The following is an 18,034-nucleotide window of genomic DNA, read 5'->3' on the forward strand; positions in this document are numbered from 1 at the left end:
TGGTTATAGCGGAATAACCTCCCACGAATAAGGGTTGCGAACTTGTGAAAACTCGCAACCCGACAAGAAACAAATTAATCCTCGATTACAATACCCATACTGCGTGCAGTACCTTCAACCATGCGCATTGCCGCTTCAACGTCTGCTGCGTTTAAGTCAGGCATTTTCGTTTCAGCGATTTCGCGTACTTTATCGCGCTTAACGGTTGCCACTTTATTACGGTTTGGTTCACCAGAACCAGACTCAATTCCAGCTGCTTTTTTAAGCAATACTGCAGCAGGTGGAGTTTTTGTAATAAATGTAAATGAACGGTCTTCGTAAACCGAAATTTCAACAGGAATGATTAAACCAGCTTGGTCAGCTGTACGAGCGTTAAACTCCTTACAGAATCCCATGATATTAACACCGGCTTGACCTAGTGCAGGTCCAACTGGCGGCGCTGGGTTAGCTTTTCCAGCAGGAATTTGCAATTTTACAACTTTTACTACTTTTTTAGCCACGAGACACACCTCCTTAAGTCCGTGATGTGGTAATAGGGTAAACCCTCCCACTCAAGGTTTCATTCTTTATATGAATGATGAAATATCAAGCTAGCTGCCTTGGATAAGTCCAAGACGTACCTTTGCTATATTATCATTTATATATAGCAATTTCAAGTTTTTTCACATTACAATTTGTCGATCTGGGTAAATTCCAGCTCAACCGGCGTTTCACGGCCGAACATATTAACGAAAACTTTAACCTTGCTTTTATCGTAGTCAATCTCTTCAATTGATCCAGTAAAGTTGGCAAAAGGTCCGTCTATCACTTTCACTGTCTCTTTTAATTCAAAGTCAATGTCAGTTTTGCGTTCGTCCATACCCATTCTCTTCAGAATGGTTTCTGCTTCGCCAGGAAGAAGCGCCGTCGGTTTTGAACCAGAGCCGGCGGAACCTACGAATCCAGTAACACCAGGTGTGTTGCGGACAACATACCAAGAATCATCCGTCATGACGATTTCAACAAGGACATAACCAGGGAATACTTTCTTTTTGACGACTTTTTTCTTGCCGTTTTTGATATCTGTCTCTTCTTCTTCAGGTACGACTACACGAAAAATCTTATCCTGCATCCCCATTGATTCAACACGTTTTTCCAAGTTGGCTTTTACTTTGTTCTCATAACCAGAGTACGTGTGAACAACATACCAATTCTTTTCCATTCTCTTCAGGACTGTCCAGTCCTTCCCTCCCCGCATTTGGTTTTAGTGTACTACCATAACGCTTCATGCAAAAAATAGGCGGTAAGCCTATGATAACTTTCATTTTTAACCCACAATAAAAAACCCGCTGAACGGGTTTTGGCAAGTGATATTATGATCTATTATAGCACGTATTGCTGATCATTATTCAACTATTAAACGAATTAATTGAGAAATTCCTGTGTCAAGGAGGGCAAAAAAGATAATAAAAAAGATAACTGTTGAAATAACCGTGATGGTATAGCGAGTTAACTCTTTTCCTTTAGGCCAGCTTACCTTTTTCATTTCTTTCCCAACATCTTTAAAGAATCTCATAATACGCATGTAAAAGACCTCCACAATTTAAAAGCGCAAACACTATTTTGTTTCAAGATGAGATGTATGTGAATTGCAAGTACTGCAGTATTTCTTTACTTCTAATCGCTCAGCCGCTGATGCAGAGCTCTTCATTGTCGTATAATTACGGTTTCCGCATGTCTTGCATGCTAACGTAATCTTTTTTCTCATGTCATTACACCTTTTTCTAAATAGACATTAGTTCTTATCTTAAGTAACATATCATAGTCGGAAAAATACTGTCAATATACCATAAATACCTATTACAAACTGATCTCACGAATTTCCAGGTACTTCTCCAGCTTGCGTTTCACTCGCTGAAGAGCGTTATCGATCGATTTCACATGGCGGTTCAGCTCATCTGAAATCTCTTGATAGCTTCTTCCGTCTAGATATAATACAAGTACTTTTCTCTCTAAATCACTTAAAAGTTCTCCCATTTTCATTTCTATATCATCAAATTCTTCCTGATTGATAATCATTTCTTCTGGGTTTAATGTTTTCGCTCCCGAAATAACATCAAGCAGCGTTCGGTCTGATTCTTCATCAAAAATCGGTTTATCTAATGAGACGTAGGAATTCAAAGGAATGTGTTTCTGGCGAGTAGCTGTCTTTATTGCGGTAATAATTTGGCGGGTAATACATAATTCTGCGAAAGCTTTGAAAGAGGTAAGCTTGTCCTCTTTGAAGTCACGAATAGACTTATAGAGGCCTATCATTCCTTCCTGAACAATATCTTCTCTGTCCGCACCTATTAAAAAATAGGATCTTGCTTTTGCACGAACAAAGTTTCGGTACTTCGTAATCAAGTAATCTAACGCATCACTGTCCCCAACATGAACCTTTTCAATGACCTGCTCGTCCTCCAACTGGCAAAACTGCTCTTTGTTGAATTTTCCCTTGTTGTTCTGTAGATTCACTCCGATCCCCCCGGCGCACGTAGATAGAAATATTATACATTATTGGACAAAAAAGCGTCAACTTAATCTAAGTCGCCCCTCCGCCATTTTTCAAACGTTTTCAAAACCTCTTCCGATAAAGCAATTTTACCCGCTGGCTTTTCGGAAGTGATCTTTCTTACCCGCCTTTCGATTCGCCTTTCGATTGCTTCTACCTCTCTCAAGAGCTCACGGGCTGATTTTCGCAATGCCCCCTGTCCGAAAATCGCCCACTGCTCAGTGTAGTCAGAGGTCGCAACATGAATTTGAGTCGAAATGTTATTCAGAGCCTGTGCCAGCTTTTCTATCCGCTCATCCGCAGTCTCATTCTCTTTTGTGAAAATCACTTCAACTCTGTGATTGGTCTGTTTTTTCTCAAGCCCCTTTACAAGATGTGCGTCAAATACGACAATAACCCTGTTTCCTGTATACGATTGATATTCAGCCATTTTCTGAATCAGTACGTCTCTCGCCTCTTCAAAACTGTTCGCTTTTAAATCCTTCAGCTGCGGCCAGGCTCCAATCATGTTGTATCCGTCTACTAACAGGATATCCATTAATCATTATTCTCCCAGAGGATTTCGTTTCCGGTAGACTTCATACATCAAAAGCCCCGCCGCTACAGATGCATTGAGTGAAGTAACTTTACCGGCCATCGGGAGTTTAATAAGAAAATCACATTTTTCTTTAATCAGGCGTCCCATTCCTTTTCCTTCACTTCCGATGACGAGAGCCAAAGGCATGCCGCCGTCCATTGTGCGGTAATCCTCCCGCGCGGATGCATCCGTCCCGACAACCCAGATTCCCCGCTCTTTCATCTCCTCTAGTGTTCGCGCCAAATTAGTGACCTTTGCCACTGGAATATGCTCAATTGCGCCTGTTGAAGCCTTCGCCACCGTAGTTGTCAGACCGACAGCTCTGCGTTTTGGAATCACAATGCCATGGGCGCCGACTGCATCGGCTGTTCTCATAATTGAACCGAGATTATGAGGGTCCTCAAGCTCGTCTAGAATGAGAAAGAAAGGCTGTTCATTTCTTTCCTCTGCCGCTTTATATAAGTCGTCCAGTTCCGCGTACTCATATGCTGCGACCTGTGCCACTACGCCTTGATGCTGCCCTGTAACCATTTGGTCGAGTTTTTTTCTGGGGACGTATTGAATGGTGATGCCCTGCTTTTTCGCAAGCTCAATCACCTGCTGTGCTTGTCCTTTTACGGTGTTTTCCGCCATCCACAGCTTATACAGCTTACGATCTGATTTTAACGTCTCGATCACTGCATTTTTTCCTATGACGTAATCATGTTGCTCACTCATTTGTTTTCCTCCCTGACCGTCCCGAATTGTATAGCTTCAGCAACAAGCTGATTCAGTCTTTCTTCTTTTTTCTCAAGAAAAAGATAGCCCAGCAGTGCTTCAAATGCTGTACTATAGCGGTACGTCTGAACATCTGTATTTTTAGGTATCGTTCCCGACTTGGCATTTCTGCCTCTTTTCAGCACCGCTTCCTCTTCTTCCGTGAAAAATGATTGATTCCGCAGAAAGAAAAGGATCTCAGCCTGTGACTTTGCCGATACGATCCGACTTGATTTTTTGTGAAGATCATTTGGTTTGGTAAATCCCTGCTTAAGCAGGTGATGCCTCACATAAACTTCAAAAATGGCATCACCTATATAAGCAAGCGCAAGACCGTTAAGCTGCTTTGAATCTTTTATCGTTTCAAAATCAAGCATCCGTTATTCTCCCCGTTTCCAGCGAGTGCCTTGAGCCGTATCTTCAAGAATGATATTCATGCTTTTCAGCTGGTCGCGGATCTGGTCTGACAGAGCAAAATCACGATTGCGGCGCGCTTCATTTCTTTTTTCAATCAAATCTTCAATCTCTTGATCCAGAAGCTCCTGCTCACCCAGTGAGAAACCGAGGACAGAAACAATTCGGTCAAACATGTCAATAAACGCTGTAATCACATGATCTGCCGTATGATCTTCCTGAAGATAATAGTTCGCATTTTTCGCCAAATCGAACAAAACAGAAATGGCATTCGCTGTATTAAAATCATCATCCATTGCTTCTTCAAATGCTGTTCGATGTTCTTCAATCTTTGCAAGCCATTTATCATCATCTTCTGTTAAATTCGTGCTGCTGTTTAAACGGTGCTGAAGGTTGCTGTACGCTGTTTTCAACCGGTTAAACGCGCTCTTTGTGTTCTCCAGAAGCTCTTCTGAATAGTTGATTGGGTGGCGATAGTGAACAGACAGCATAAAGAATCTGAGCAGCTGCGGATCATGCTGTTTAATAATGTCATGCACAAGCACAAAGTTGCCGAGTGATTTTGACATTTTTTCATTATCGATATTGATATAGCCATTATGAAGCCAGTATTTCGCAAATGTTTTGCCAGTCAGCGCTTCAGATTGTGCAATTTCATTTTCATGGTGAGGGAAGGTTAAATCCTGGCCGCCTGCATGGATATCAATCTGATCACCTAAGTACTTTTTCACCATCGCAGAGCACTCAATGTGCCAGCCCGGACGTCCTTTCCCCCAAGGGCTATCCCAGGAGATTTCTCCTTCTTTAGCCGCTTTCCACAGAGCGAAATCAAGAGCATCTTCTTTTTTCTCGCCAACTCGGATGCGTGCGCCAGATCTCAATTCATCAATCGATTGCTGCGAAAGCTTTCCGTATCCCTCGAATGCTCTTGTTTTGAAATACACATCTCCTTCAGATTCATAAGCATAGCCCTTTTTCACCAGCTGATCTATGAAATCAATAATCGCGTCCATGTTTTCCATGACGCGCGGATGAAGGTCTGCTTTTCTGCAGCCAAGAGCGCCCACATCTTCAAAGTATGCCTTAATAAAACGCTCAGAAATGGTTGGAACATCTTCACCGAGTTCATTTGCCGCTTTAATTAATTTATCATCTACATCTGTGAAGTTAGAGACATACTGGACATCGTAGCCTTTATACTCCAAATAGTTTCGTATCGTGTCATAAACGATGGCCGGACGGGCATTCCCTATATGAATATAATTGTAAACCGTCGGTCCGCACACGTACATTTTCACTTTCCCCTCTTCAAGAGGAACGAATGTTTCCTTCTGTCTGGTCAATGTATTATAAAGAGTGATTGTCATTTTTGATTAATCCTTTCTTTTCTGTCTTCAAGTTCCGCCTTCAGCTCTAAAATCTGCAGTTCCAAAGACTTAAACCGGTCAGCAACAGGATCGGGTAAATCCTGATGGTTTAAATCCCGTTTGATTTTCTTGCCGTTTTGCACGACAACCCTTCCCGGGATGCCGACAACTGTCGAGTAGTCCGGAACATCGTGCAGCACAACTGAACCTGCCCCTATTTTAGAGCCTTCACCGACAGTTATTGAACCGAGCACTTTAGCACCTGTCGCAATCAATGCGTCATCTTTAATTGTCGGATGCCTTTTTCCTCTTTCTTTCCCCGTTCCTCCAAGGGTAACCCCCTGAAAAACGGTTACGTTATTGCCGATTTCACATGTCTCCCCAATGACAACCCCCATCCCATGGTCTATGAAAAATTTTCTTCCGATCGTAGCCCCTGGGTGGATTTCAATTCCTGTAAAAAATCGGCTCACCTGAGATATAAGGCGTGCAAGGAAATAAAATTTTCGTTTATATAAAGCATGTGCAATCCGATGCGCCCATATAGCATGTAAACCGGAATAAGTTAAAATCACTTCAAAATAACTTCGTGCTGCAGGATCTTGATCGAACACCGTATCAATGTCTTCTTTGAACATTTTAAAAAACACATGCTTCCCCCCATTCTACACGCTATCATCTATCTATTTCCTCTAGACACCAATAAAAAAAGCGCCTCTGCATGTAAACATGACAGAGACGCTTTAACCGCGCGGTTCCACTCTGTTTGAAAAGCAGACTCCTGCTCTCCCAACTTCAGCCTGTAACGGCGGCGGCCGCCTTTGAATACTGATTTCGAAAAACGTTCTTCAAAGGTCTTAAGGGCGCACTTCTAAAACCCGACTCCTGGATCTCTCTCAGCCAATGAAGATCCTTTCTGTATTGGTCTAAAGCTTTATACTCTTCCCTGTCAACAATCATCTATTTAGATATTTTTCAACCGCTGAATTGCAGATTCTTTTCCGATCAGTTCAATTGATTGCGGAAGCTCAGGACCGTGAGTTTGACCTGTTACAGCAACACGGATCGGCATAAACAGCTTTTTCCCTTTATGACCTGTTTCTTTCTGCACTGCTTTGATAGAAGCTTTGATCTGGTCCGGAGTGAACTCCTCTAGCTCTTCAAGCTTCGCAGCGAATGTGCTAAGCACTTCAGGCACCTGCTCTTCTTCTAGAACAGCTTTTGCTTCTTGATTATACTCGATCTCATCCGTAAAGAACAAATCAGTCAGCTCAACAATTTCTGCACCGTAGCTCAATTGCTCATGGTATAGAGAAATCAGTTTACGAACCCATTCTTGTTCTTCAGGAGAAAGCTCATTGCCAACTTTGCCGGCTTTTTGAAGATGCGGAAGCGTAAGCTCAACAACCTGATCAAGATCCAATTTTTTCACATATTGGTTGTTGACCCATTTTAGCTTATGCATATCAAACAGAGCTGGTGATTTAGATAACCGGTTTACATCAAAAATGTCAATAAACTCTTCTTTTGTGAAAAGCTCTTCCTCTCCTACCGGCGACCAGCCCAGCAGGCCAATAAAGTTAAACAGTGCTTCCGGCAAGTAGCCAAGCTCTTTATATTGCTCAATGAATTGGATAATGGATTCATCACGTTTGCTGAGCTTTTTACGGCTTTCATTTACAATCAGCGTCATGTGGCCGAACTGAGGAATATCCCATCCAAATGCTTGATAGATCATGATCTGTTTTGGTGTATTCGAGATATGATCCTCACCGCGCAGCACGTGCGTCATTTTCATTAGATAGTCATCCACAGCTACTGCAAAGTTATAAGTCGGCGTGCCGTCTTTTTTCACAATAACAAAGTCGCCGATGCCATCAGATTCGAAAGAAATTTCACCTTTTACAATATCAATGAACGCAATGATTTTTCCTTCAGGGACGCGGAAACGAATACTCGGCTTTCTGCCCTCTGCAAGGAATTTTTCCTGTTCTTCCTGAGTCAGATCTCTGTGCTTTCCGGAATAACGCGGCATCTCTCCGCGGGCAATCTGCTCTTCACGTTCTTTTTCAAGTTCTTCTTCCGTACAGAAACATTTATAAGCAAGCCCTTTTTCAAGCAGCTCTTCATAGTAAACCTTATAGATATCATTACGCTCGGACTGACGGTATGGGCCGTAATCTCCGCCGACATCCACACTCTCATCCCAGTCGATGCCAAGCCATTTTAAATAGTTAAGCTGGCTTTGTTCTCCGCCCTCAATGTTGCGTTTTTTATCCGTGTCCTCAACACGAATAATAAACTTACCGCCTTGGTTGCGGGCAAATAAATAATTAAAAAGCGCCGTTCTGGCATTTCCAATATGCAAATGTCCTGTTGGACTCGGTGCATAACGAACGCGTACTTCGTTTCCCATTTCAAATACTTCCTTTCATCTCATGTATGGCCTCAGGCTAAATGTATGCATCTATTCTACCACCAAATAGACCGGGCATCAAAACAAGTTAGCCTTTTTGTATCAGCACTGTCGCTTGAGCCGCTATTCCTTCCGCTCTTCCTGTAAATCCAAGCTTTTCGGTCGTGGTCGCTTTTACATTCACTTGGGAAACCTCTGCCTCAAGCCCTTCGGCGATTCTTTTTCTCATGTCTTCTATGTACGGCGCCATCTTTGGCTTCTGTGCAATGATCGTGCAATCAATATTTCCGAGTACATATCCTTTCTGTTTCACAATCCCCCAGACATGCTGAAGTAATTGAAACGAATCAGCATCCTTGAACTCAGGATCTGTATCAGGAAAGTGCTTGCCGATGTCACCCTCCCCGACAGCTCCGAGGCATGCGTCAGCAACGGTATGCAATAATACATCCGCGTCAGAATGTCCGAGCAATCCTTTTTCATACGGAATTTCAACTCCGCCGATAATGAGAGGCCGGCCCTCTACTAATTGGTGCACATCAAAACCTTGTCCGATTCTAAACATGTTTATTCCCACTTTCTGCTTCCATGATAGCTTCAGCTGACGTTAAATCATCAGGAGTGGTCAGCTTAATATTTGTATAGTTACCTTCTACAACACGGACCGAACCGCCCTCAAGCTGTTCGACGAGACTGGCGTCATCCGTTCCTAAAAATCCTGTGCGCTCTGCCTCAGCGTGAGCCTCCATCAATAAAGAAAGACGAAAAGCTTGTGGCGTTTGGACAGCCCACAAGCTTGAACGTTCAATCGTCTCACTGACTTCTAAACCTTGAACGCGTTTAATCGTATCTTTTACCGGAACAGCCAGGATGGCCGCTCCTGCCTGCTCCGCTTCAACGATCAGTTCGTCAATCTGTTCATGCTTTATAAAAGGACGAGCGCCGTCGTGAACGAGCACAATCTTTTCTTGTTTAATGGCTTTGAGCCCTTTATAAACACTGTGCTGGCGTTCATCTCCGCCTGCTACAAGCTCGATAGCGGTTTGAAACGGATATTGGCTCAGCAATTGCTGAAAGTCTTCACGTTCGCGCTCGTTAATCACCAAGATGATTCTGTCGCACGGACGATGGCTGTCAAACACCCGTAAAGTGTGAATGATAACCGGATCTCCTTTCAGCTCGATAAACAGTTTATTTCTCCCTGCCTTCATCCGTTTCCCCTGTCCGGCCGCAGGAATAACCACATCATAATTCATTGTTCTTTCTCCCTTTACAGCGCCTTCTCCAACAGCTTAGGCTTGGCAAAAATCATTCGTCCCGCTGCTGTCTGCAGCACGCTTGTGACGAGAACATCAATGTGTTTGCCGATATAATTCCGTCCTTCTTCAACGACAATCATAGTGCCGTCATCCAAGTAAGCGACTCCCTGATTATGCTCTTTGCCGTCTTTAATGACCTGAACATTCATTTCCTCACCCGGAAGCACAACGGGCTTGACCGCGTTGGCAAGGTCATTAATGTTCAACACTGCTACCTTCTGAAGCTCGCATACTTTATTTAAATTAAAATCATTCGTCACAACGACCCCGGATGTCAGTTTAGCGAGTTTGACAAGCTTGCTGTCAACCTCCTGAATATCTTCAAAGTCACCTTCATAAATTTCTACTTTAATATCTAATTCTTTTTGAATGCGGTTCAGGATATCAAGACCGCGGCGCCCTCTGTTGCGTTTTAACACATCTGAGGAGTCAGCGATATGCTGCAATTCCTCAAGGACAAACTGCGGAATCACGATGATTCCCTCTAAAAAACCAGTCTGACAAATATCTGCAATTCTCCCATCAATAATAACACTTGTGTCCAGGATTTTCAGCTTTTTGTCTTGGACCTCGTGCTCTTCATCGGCTGCTCCTTTTTTCTTTTGCATTCTGGCGGAAATGGAGAATAGGCTGATCAGTTCATCCTTTTTCTTAAAGCCCACCTGAAAGCCAAGATAACCGAGAAAGAAAGCTAAAAACACAGGGATGATTGTGCTGAGTATGCGGTAAGGTATATTGTCTAAAGGAATAACGTTTACGATAAGATAAGCAATTATAAGTCCAAATACTAAGCCAAGACTTCCAAATAACAAATCTGGAACCGGCGCTTTTAATAATGAATCCTCTATCCACTTCACCCAGTTCACAACGTAATCTGTACCCCATATACTGATGAGAAAAAAGATAATTGCACCTATTGCCGCAGACGTATATGCGTTTGTTATTAAAGGTATGTCCTGTAAACTTAACAGTACAAACAATTCAGGTATTAAAAATATACCAACAACGCCGCCGAAAATAATGAAGAACGCCTGAACTATTCGTTTTAACATACCCCCACCTCCTTTAAAGAAAATTGTTATATTTCATAAGATTTTATGCAACCTACGAATATCAGAATAAACAAAAACCAACAATAATATACCCGTAATGATATGGTTTTAACCGAAAATCATAGCTGTCTGTCTAAATAATGCTTCTCTTGAAGACGTTTTAAGCCCTTTTTGATTTTTTGGGCTCGTACTTCACCGATACCCTCTACTTCATCTAATTCTTCTGCACTTGCCTCAATAATTCTCGGCAGGACGCCAAATGCTTCCACCACATTTTCCACAATTGGCATCGGAAGGCGCGGTATCTTATTTAGCAGCCTGTATCCTCTAGGCAGAACATAGTCATCAAGATTTGTAGAAGCCGGGTAACCAAGAAGCTTATAAACAATGGAATCATCAAGCAAATCGTAGCTGGACATATCCTGCAGCTCTTTTAAAAGGACAAACGGATCTTTAATTTTTTCCTTCACGTAATCCTTAATAAATAAAGCAGCCTCTTCTTCCATATCAGTAATCAGTTCGATGACCTGCAGCTTAATCAAATGACCTTCTGTTCCCAGCTCCCTGATATACATGTTGATTTCATTTTTGATCCGCAGCACCATTTCATAACGGTGCATCACAGACAGAACATCGCTGAATGTAACGAGTTCCTCAAACTCTAATGCGTTTAGTGCATTAATCGTTTTGTCCAGAATTGTTTTATATTTTTCTAGAGTTTGAATGGCTTGGTTCGCTTTTGTTAAAATAAATCCTATGTCTTTTAGTGTATACTTCATACTTTCCTGATATAACGTTATGACATTTCTTCTCTCAGAAATTGCGATAACGAGACAGCCGGTTTGCTTAGCTACTCTTTCGGCGGTGCGGTGCCGCATTCCTGTTTCTGACGAAGAAATTGTGGCTTCAGGCATCAATTGTGTATTGGCATATAGGATCTTTTGACCAGAATCACTTAAGATAATCGCACCATCCATTTTAGCCAGTTCATATAAATGCGCCGGAGAAAAAGCAGTGTTAATGTGGAAACCGCCATCCACCACTTCTTTTACTTTATCATTATATCCAACAACAATCAGACCGCCTGTATTTGCTCTCAGCACATTTTCTATCCCCGCTCTGAGCGGTGTTCCAGGAGCAACAAACTGCAAAATAGAAGACAGATCTAACTCATGTTTCGCCCCTTTTTTCTCTTTTTCCATCTATTATCCTCCTAATGAAGTACGAAGTGCCTCTGAAACATTTGCTACTCCGATGACCTCAATCCCTTTTGGTTTCGTCCATCCATCCAGATTTGCCGCAGGTATGATCATGCGTTTAAAACCAAGCTTTGCCGCTTCTTTTACACGCTGTTCAATTCTTGATACCCGGCGGACTTCTCCGGTTAATCCCACTTCTCCTATAAAGCAATCTGCAGGATTTGGAGGTGTATCTCTAAAGCTCGATGCGATACTTACCGCTATAGCAAGATCAATCGCAGGTTCATCTAGTTTGACGCCGCCCGCTACCTTCAAATATGCATCCTGATTTTGCAGCAGCAGCCCTACTCTTTTTTCTAATACAGCCATTAACAGTGACACCCTGTTATGATCTATCCCTGTTGCCATGCGCCGCGGATTGCCAAAGCTCGTTGGCGAGATGAGTGCCTGAATTTCAACAAGAATAGGCCTTGTACCTTCCATAGAAGCCGTTATGCTCGACCCCGAAGATCCCGCCGAACGCTCTTCTAAGAAGATCTCTGAAGGATTCAGTACCTCAGTGAGCCCTTCTTCCCGCATTTCAAAAATACCCATTTCGTTTGTAGAACCAAAGCGGTTTTTTACAGCCCGTAAGATTCGGAAAGTATGGTGACGTTCTCCTTCAAAGTATAAAACAGTGTCAACCATATGCTCCAGCAGTCTCGGCCCCGCGATGGACCCTTCTTTCGTTACGTGACCTACAATAAATATCGGAATACCTTTTGTTTTTGCAATTTTCATCAGCGCGGCTGTACATTCTCTTACCTGTGATACACTGCCGGGAGCCGATGTAATATCACTTTGATAAACCGTTTGAATAGAGTCGACAACGACAAACGCTGGATTCATCTCTTCTATAGCAGACGAAATATACTCCATATCGGTTTCGGATAAAACATGCAGTGAGGGATTATTTATGCCCAGACGGTCTGCTCTTAATTTCGTTTGTTTTACCGATTCTTCTCCTGAAATGTATAGAACATGACGCGTTGAACCAGATAGCTGAGCGGATACTTGCAGTAGTAAGGTCGATTTCCCGATACCGGGGTCCCCGCCAATTAAAACAAGTGACCCCTTTACCACTCCGCCGCCGAGCACTCTGTTAAACTCGCCGAGCTGTGTTTTCACCCGAGGTTCTTCTGATGTTTCGATTGATGTTATGGGGGAAGGTTTCTGTACGGTTTGAACAGAATGAGAAAAAGCCGCTCTCCGATTGGCCGGTGCTTTTTTAATCATTTCTTCCACCATTGTATTCCAAGCACCGCAGCCCGGACATTTCCCCATCCATTTTGGAGACTCGTAGCCGCAGGATTGGCAGATGAATTTGGATTTTGTTTTAGCCATAAATAGTGTAAGACCTCTCCCTTGTTCTATTTCTTGATACGAAATTGAGGCATACACTTACATGCTGTATGCCTCATTTTCGTCTTCTATATTAATTCGTTTTAGCAGTCGTTTTTACGACAAATTCGCCATCTTCTACATCAAGAACGATATGGTGCCCTTTATGAATGTTACCTCTGAGCAACTCTTCAGATAAACGATCCTCCACATGTTTTTGAATGGCTCTTCTGAGCGGGCGGGCACCGTATTCAAGGTCTACGCCCTCTTCCGCGACTTTTGCTTTCGCAGCTTCCGTCAATTCAATAGAAAGATCCTGTTCTTTAAGTCGTTTCGTTAATTGATCAGACATCAATGACACGATTTCAGCCAGATGTTTTTTCTCGAGTGAATGGAAGACGATAATTTCATCAATACGGTTGATGAATTCCGGTCTGAACGCACGTTTCAGTTCACCCATCACTTTATCCTTCATGTCTTTATGATTCTGCGTCTCATCCTGAACGTTGAAGCCGACATATTTGTTGCGTTTCAGCTCACTTGCTCCGACGTTTGATGTCATGATCAGAATCGTGTTGCGGAAATCGACTGTACGGCCTTTAGAATCAGTTAATCGTCCGTCTTCAAGAACTTGAAGGAGGATATTGAAGACGTCAGGGTGCGCTTTCTCAATTTCATCAAGAAGCACAACAGAGTATGGTTTTCTTCTTACCTTCTCTGTTAATTGGCCGCCCTCATCGTAACCCACATACCCTGGAGGTGAACCTACAAGTCTAGAAGTCGAGTGTTTTTCCATGTATTCAGACATATCAATTCTGATCATGGCTTCTTCATCACCGAAGATAGACTCAGCAAGTGCCCGTGCAAGCTCTGTTTTACCTACGCCTGTAGGGCCTAAGAAAATGAATGAGCCGATTGGACGTTTAGGATCTTTTAGCCCTGCTCTCGCACGTCTGACCGCTTTAGCAACGGCTACAACAGCTTCATCTTGGCCGATGACACGGGAATGAAGAATACTCTCCATATTAAGAAGCTTATCTGTTTCAGTTTGAGCGATTTTTGAAACAGGCACCCCAGTCCAGCTGGATACAACCATCGCAATATCATCCACAGAAACCTCTGAGTTTTCCTGCCCCTGCTTCTCTTTCCATGATTTTTTCGTATCTTCCACTTGCTCACGCAAACGCTGTTCCGTATCACGCAAGGAAGCGGCTTTTTCAAATTCTTGGCTTTGCACCGCAGCATCCTTCTCTTTACGAACTTCATCAAGTTTCTGTTCAAGCTCTTTTAAATTAGGAGGCGTTGTAAATGAACGCAATCTGACCTTTGAGCCCGCTTCATCGATCAAGTCAATAGCTTTATCGGGAAGGAAACGGTCAGAAATATATCTGTCAGAAAGCTTAACCGCAGCTTCAATGGCTTCATCAGTGATAGAAACGCGGTGGTGAGCTTCATATCGGTCACGCAAGCCTTTTAAGATTTGAATGCTCTCGTCTACCGACGGCTGATCAACCTGGATTGGCTGAAAACGGCGCTCCAGAGCTGCATCTTTTTCAATATATTTACGGTACTCATCAAGAGTTGTCGCACCGATACACTGAAGTTCTCCGCGAGCAAGTGAAGGTTTCAAGATGTTGGATGCGTCAATGGCACCTTCTGCTCCGCCCGCTCCGATTAGTGTATGGAGCTCATCAATGAATAGAATGATGTTTCCTGCCTGACGGATTTCATCCATAACTTTTTTCAAACGATCCTCAAATTCACCACGATATTTTGTACCGGCAACAACTGTTCCCATGTCTAATGTCATAACGCGTTTATCCCGTAAAATTTCGGGAACTTCATTATTAATAATCTGCTGTGCGAGACCTTCTGCGATAGCCGTTTTACCTACGCCCGGTTCCCCAATCAGAACAGGATTATTTTTCGTTCTGCGGCTCAGCACTTCAATAACACGCTGAATTTCTTTGCTTCTGCCGATAACCGGATCAAGGCTGTCTTCCTTTGCAATCGCTGTTAAATCTCTTGCCAGGCTATCTAGTGTTGGCGTATTCGCATTGCTGTTTGTTCCAGCCGCTGATGAACCTGTTTCATTACTTCCAAGAAGCTGAAGCACTTGCTGTCTTGCTTTATTTAAGCTGACTCCGAGATTGTTAAGCACTCTCGCAGCCACACCTTCACCTTCGCGAATAAGACCAAGAAGAATATGCTCTGTTCCCACATAAGAATGGCCGAGTTTTCTGGCCTCATCCATTGATAACTCAATGACTTTTTTAGCTCTCGGAGTATAATGAATCGTTTGAGACATTTCCTGTCCGCGCCCGATTAAGCTCTCAACTTCTTTTTGAATTTTATCTGAACCAAGTCCTAGCGCTTGAAGTGCTTTAGCAGCGATGCCCTCTCCTTCTCGCACCAGTCCTAATAAAATATGTTCAGTGCCGATATTGTTATGACCTAAACGAAGTGCTTCTTCCTGTGCAAGCGCCAGTACCTTTTGAGCCCGTTCTGTAAATCTTCCAAACATCATATCGATTCATCCTCCTGTCTATTCCCATTCATTTCTAAGTGAAGCCGTTCTCTGATAAGAGCCGCTCTTCGTATATCTCTTTCGTTCGGACGCAAAGCGCCTCCCGAGTACTGCTGTAAAAATCCCGGCTGTGTTAAAATCATCAGTTCATTAAGTATATTGCTTGAAAGTCCTTTTATAATGCCTAAGTCTATACCTAACCGAACATCTGAAAGGCACTTTGCAGTTTCTTTCGATTCAATCATCCGGCAATTGGACAAGACTCCATAGGATCGATACACACGATCCTCAAGCTCAATCTTAGAGGTTTGGTAAAGCGCTTCTCGAGCAGATCGTTCCTGTTCAATCAGCTGGGCAGCTACGCTGTTAAGGTCATCGACAATATCCTGCTCCGACTTTCCAAGCGTGATTTGATTTGAAATTTGAAAGATATTTCCTACTGCTTCGCTGCCTTCCCCATAAATTCCTCTAACAACTAAGCCTAATTGATTAATAGCCGGTATAATTCGATTAATTTGCCTAGTTAAAACCAGTGCCGGAAGATGCATCATGACTGAAGCCCTTAGGCCCGTACCTACATTTGTAGGACAGCTGGTTAAGTAACCTCTTTGCTCACTAAATGCATAATCAACCTTTTCCTCAATCCAGTCATCAACTTGGTTTGCGGCTTTCATTGCTTGTGGAAGCTGAAATCCTGGAAAAAGACACTGAATTCTAATGTGGTCCTCCTCATTCAACATGACGCTCACTTCCTCATTTTCAGAAAGCAAACAGCCGCCAAAAGGAGACTCTGTCAAATTAGGGCTGATGAGATGCTTTTCAACAAGCACCCGTTTTTCTAAAGGCTGTGCGTCGTTCATTCTGATTAAAAGGAATTTACCGACACCGGGAATTTCATGTTCTGAAAACTGTTCTTCAAACTGTTGCAAGATGGATGAGGCTTCTTCATTGGAATATCGCGTAGGGAACCGAATATTCTCAAAGTTCCTAGCTAAACGTATGCGGCTGCTGAGTACAATGTCACTTTCAGGGCCTTTCTGCTTCATCCAACTGCTTAATGCGTCCTGAATAAAATGCTTTAGCGACATTACCCCTGTTCCTCCTCACTATCTGTACTTTTGAGTGACTGTTCTAATGAACGAATTTGATCTCTCACATGGGCTGCATTTTCAAATTCTTCTTGGTGTATTAAAGCTTCTAATTCTTTTTTCAGCATTTCGATCTGTCGTCTGACGTGCAGGTTGCCGCCTATACGTTTCGGTATTTTCCCACCATGCACAGTGTTTCCGCTGTGAACTTTGCGTAAGATCGGTGTAATGTTGCTATGAAATGTTTTATAACATTCGGCACAGCCAAATCGGCCGGTTTTTCTAAATTGCTGAAATGTCATTCCGCACTTCGGACAAGCAGATATTTGCTCGGAATGGCTGAACATTTGAGTCCCAGCATTCTGAAATGAAGAATCCATGTTCAGTAAGCCTGATAGTAAATTATGAATAGAGAAACCATGACTTGCACTTATACCATATGAATCGCTGTGTTCTTTTGCACATTGTTCGCAGATGTGAACCTCTTTTTTCTCTCCGTTAACAACCTTTGTAAAGTGAAAAGTGGCTGGTCTCTCATTGCACTCTTGACAAATCAATCTTTTCACCCGCTTATTTTAATTTTAAAGCGGTCAGCATAGCTTTCATCATTCTCGCTCTCAATTCATCACGTTCAGGCAAATCAATGTACAGTACTGAGCGATCCATCACGCTGACCATCATTTTTGCTTCTCTCTCAGAGATCACCTTGTCTTCTAATAGCCTTAAAATAATGTCATCAGAGGCTGCTTGAGACAAATGGGTATTAATTTGAGAAATAATATTATTGATTAGGACAACTTCATTATTCATTTTAATTTTAATGATTCTGATGTAACCGCCGCCCCCGCGTTTGCTCTCAACAATATATCCTCTCTCGCTTGTAAATCTGGTGTTGATGACATAATTTATTTGGGAAGGAACACATTGAAATTTATCTGCAATTTCACTCCGTTTAATTTCTAAAATTTCCTTGCCATTTTGATCTAACACTTGTTTCAAGTACTGTTCAATGATGTCAGAAATATTATGTCCCACTCAACCCCCTCCTTTATTGACTTTGACTATATTTGACTTTAATCTTACTATAAGGTGTTTTTCGAGAATTTTCAACTTTATCGCTCTATCTTAAGTATTTCCATTTTCTAAATCCATAAAACCTGATTATTCACTTAAAATTTCTCTGTGAAGTTATTATATTATATAACTAAATGAAATTTTATGATACCAATAAAGGAGAACGCAAAAAGGACAGCTCATATGAGCTGTCCTTTTATTAATTGCTTGGCGGCGTCCTACTCTCACAGGGGGAAACCCCCGACTACCATCGGCGCTGAAGAGCTTAACTTCCGTGTTCGGCATGGGAACGGGTGTGACCTCTTCGCTATCGCCACCAAACAATTGAGAGT

General features: G+C 42.6%; 19 protein-coding genes, 1 rRNA gene, 1 pseudogene and 1 other annotated feature. All 21 genes and pseudogenes read right to left on the reverse strand.

Features of this window, described 5'->3' with window-relative positions; translation table 11 throughout:
* Positions 1-74 precede the first annotated feature (74 nt).
* Positions 75-500 carry a 50S ribosomal protein L11 gene (rplK, locus tag LJF29_RS19940; protein ID WP_003156430.1) on the reverse strand — a complete coding sequence of 142 codons (426 nt, stop codon included), beginning with the start codon at positions 498-500 and terminating at the stop codon, positions 75-77.
* A gap of 167 nt (positions 501-667) precedes the next feature.
* On the reverse strand, positions 668-1,201 hold the full coding sequence (nusG, locus tag LJF29_RS19945; protein ID WP_010332761.1) for a transcription termination/antitermination protein NusG: 534 nt from the start codon (positions 1,199-1,201) through the stop codon (positions 668-670).
* Positions 1,202-1,384: 183 nt separating this feature from the next.
* On the reverse strand, positions 1,385-1,564 hold the full coding sequence (secE, locus tag LJF29_RS19950) for a preprotein translocase subunit SecE (RefSeq protein WP_010327716.1): 180 nt from the start codon (positions 1,562-1,564) through the stop codon (positions 1,385-1,387).
* Between the two features lie 33 nt (positions 1,565-1,597).
* A complete protein-coding gene (rpmG, locus tag LJF29_RS19955; protein ID WP_044153430.1) occupies positions 1,598-1,747 on the reverse strand; it encodes a 50S ribosomal protein L33 in 150 nt (49 codons plus the stop codon).
* A gap of 92 nt (positions 1,748-1,839) precedes the next feature.
* The gene (gene sigH, locus LJF29_RS19960) at positions 1,840-2,496 is read right to left on the reverse strand and encodes an RNA polymerase sporulation sigma factor SigH (protein WP_003225758.1); all 657 of its coding nucleotides are present in this window, start codon (positions 2,494-2,496) and stop codon (positions 1,840-1,842) included.
* 62 nt (positions 2,497-2,558) lie between these two features.
* A complete protein-coding gene (gene rae1 / locus LJF29_RS19965; protein WP_010332760.1) occupies positions 2,559-3,071 on the reverse strand; it encodes a ribosome-dependent mRNA decay endonuclease Rae1/YacP in 513 nt (170 codons plus the stop codon).
* 6 nt (positions 3,072-3,077) lie between these two features.
* Positions 3,078-3,827, reverse strand: a complete 750-nt coding sequence (rlmB, locus tag LJF29_RS19970; RefSeq protein WP_010332759.1) for a 23S rRNA (guanosine(2251)-2'-O)-methyltransferase RlmB — start codon at positions 3,825-3,827, stop codon at positions 3,078-3,080.
* Positions 3,820-4,243 (reverse strand): annotated as a pseudogene (locus LJF29_RS19975) (mini-ribonuclease 3). The gene rlmB and the pseudogene LJF29_RS19975 overlap by 8 nt, the downstream one beginning before the upstream one ends.
* 3 nt (positions 4,244-4,246) lie before the next feature.
* Complete coding sequence (gene cysS / locus LJF29_RS19980) at positions 4,247-5,647, reverse strand: cysteine--tRNA ligase (RefSeq protein WP_229150204.1); 1,401 nt, start codon at positions 5,645-5,647, stop codon at positions 4,247-4,249.
* On the reverse strand, positions 5,644-6,297 hold the full coding sequence (gene cysE / locus LJF29_RS19985; RefSeq protein WP_229150205.1) for a serine O-acetyltransferase: 654 nt from the start codon (positions 6,295-6,297) through the stop codon (positions 5,644-5,646). Before cysE ends, cysS begins: the two co-directional genes overlap by 4 nt.
* 81 nt (positions 6,298-6,378) lie before the next feature.
* Positions 6,379-6,609: a binding site (T-box leader), on the reverse strand.
* Positions 6,610-6,611: 2 nt separating this feature from the next.
* On the reverse strand, positions 6,612-8,063 hold the full coding sequence (gltX, locus tag LJF29_RS19990) for a glutamate--tRNA ligase (protein WP_229150206.1): 1,452 nt from the start codon (positions 8,061-8,063) through the stop codon (positions 6,612-6,614).
* 88 nt (positions 8,064-8,151) lie between these two features.
* Positions 8,152-8,628, reverse strand: coding sequence for a 2-C-methyl-D-erythritol 2,4-cyclodiphosphate synthase (ispF, locus tag LJF29_RS19995; RefSeq protein WP_010332754.1), 477 nt, complete (start codon positions 8,626-8,628; stop codon positions 8,152-8,154).
* On the reverse strand, positions 8,621-9,319 hold the full coding sequence (gene ispD / locus LJF29_RS20000; protein ID WP_229150207.1) for a 2-C-methyl-D-erythritol 4-phosphate cytidylyltransferase: 699 nt from the start codon (positions 9,317-9,319) through the stop codon (positions 8,621-8,623). Before ispD ends, ispF begins: the two co-directional genes overlap by 8 nt.
* Positions 9,320-9,333: 14 nt before the next feature.
* The gene (locus LJF29_RS20005) at positions 9,334-10,434 is read right to left on the reverse strand and encodes a PIN/TRAM domain-containing protein (RefSeq protein ID WP_168746772.1); all 1,101 of its coding nucleotides are present in this window, start codon (positions 10,432-10,434) and stop codon (positions 9,334-9,336) included.
* A gap of 119 nt (positions 10,435-10,553) precedes the next feature.
* Positions 10,554-11,636, reverse strand: coding sequence for a DNA integrity scanning diadenylate cyclase DisA (gene disA, locus LJF29_RS20010; RefSeq protein WP_003242042.1), 1,083 nt, complete (start codon positions 11,634-11,636; stop codon positions 10,554-10,556).
* 3 nt (positions 11,637-11,639) lie between these two features.
* The gene (gene radA / locus LJF29_RS20015; RefSeq protein WP_229150208.1) at positions 11,640-13,016 is read right to left on the reverse strand and encodes a DNA repair protein RadA; all 1,377 of its coding nucleotides are present in this window, start codon (positions 13,014-13,016) and stop codon (positions 11,640-11,642) included.
* Positions 13,017-13,107: 91 nt separating this feature from the next.
* Positions 13,108-15,540 (reverse strand): ATP-dependent protease ATP-binding subunit ClpC, encoded by a 2,433-nt coding sequence (gene clpC, locus LJF29_RS20020; protein ID WP_010332750.1) that lies wholly within the window; start codon positions 15,538-15,540, stop codon positions 13,108-13,110.
* The gene (locus LJF29_RS20025; RefSeq protein WP_168746771.1) at positions 15,537-16,628 is read right to left on the reverse strand and encodes a protein arginine kinase; all 1,092 of its coding nucleotides are present in this window, start codon (positions 16,626-16,628) and stop codon (positions 15,537-15,539) included. The genes clpC and LJF29_RS20025 overlap by 4 nt, the downstream gene beginning before the upstream one ends.
* A complete protein-coding gene (gene mcsA, locus LJF29_RS20030) occupies positions 16,628-17,185 on the reverse strand; it encodes a protein-arginine kinase activator protein McsA (protein WP_010332748.1) in 558 nt (185 codons plus the stop codon). Before mcsA ends, LJF29_RS20025 begins: the two co-directional genes overlap by 1 nt.
* Positions 17,186-17,198: 13 nt before the next feature.
* Positions 17,199-17,663, reverse strand: a complete 465-nt coding sequence (ctsR, locus tag LJF29_RS20035) for a transcriptional regulator CtsR (protein ID WP_010332747.1) — start codon at positions 17,661-17,663, stop codon at positions 17,199-17,201.
* Between the two features lie 244 nt (positions 17,664-17,907).
* A 5S ribosomal RNA gene (gene rrf / locus LJF29_RS20040) occupies positions 17,908-18,023 on the reverse strand.
* Between the last annotated feature and the right edge of the window lie 11 nt (positions 18,024-18,034).

It is taken from the genome of Bacillus sp. LBG-1-113 (genome assembly GCF_020708615.1).
Classification (GTDB): Bacteria; Bacillota; Bacilli; order Bacillales; family Bacillaceae; genus Bacillus; species Bacillus mojavensis.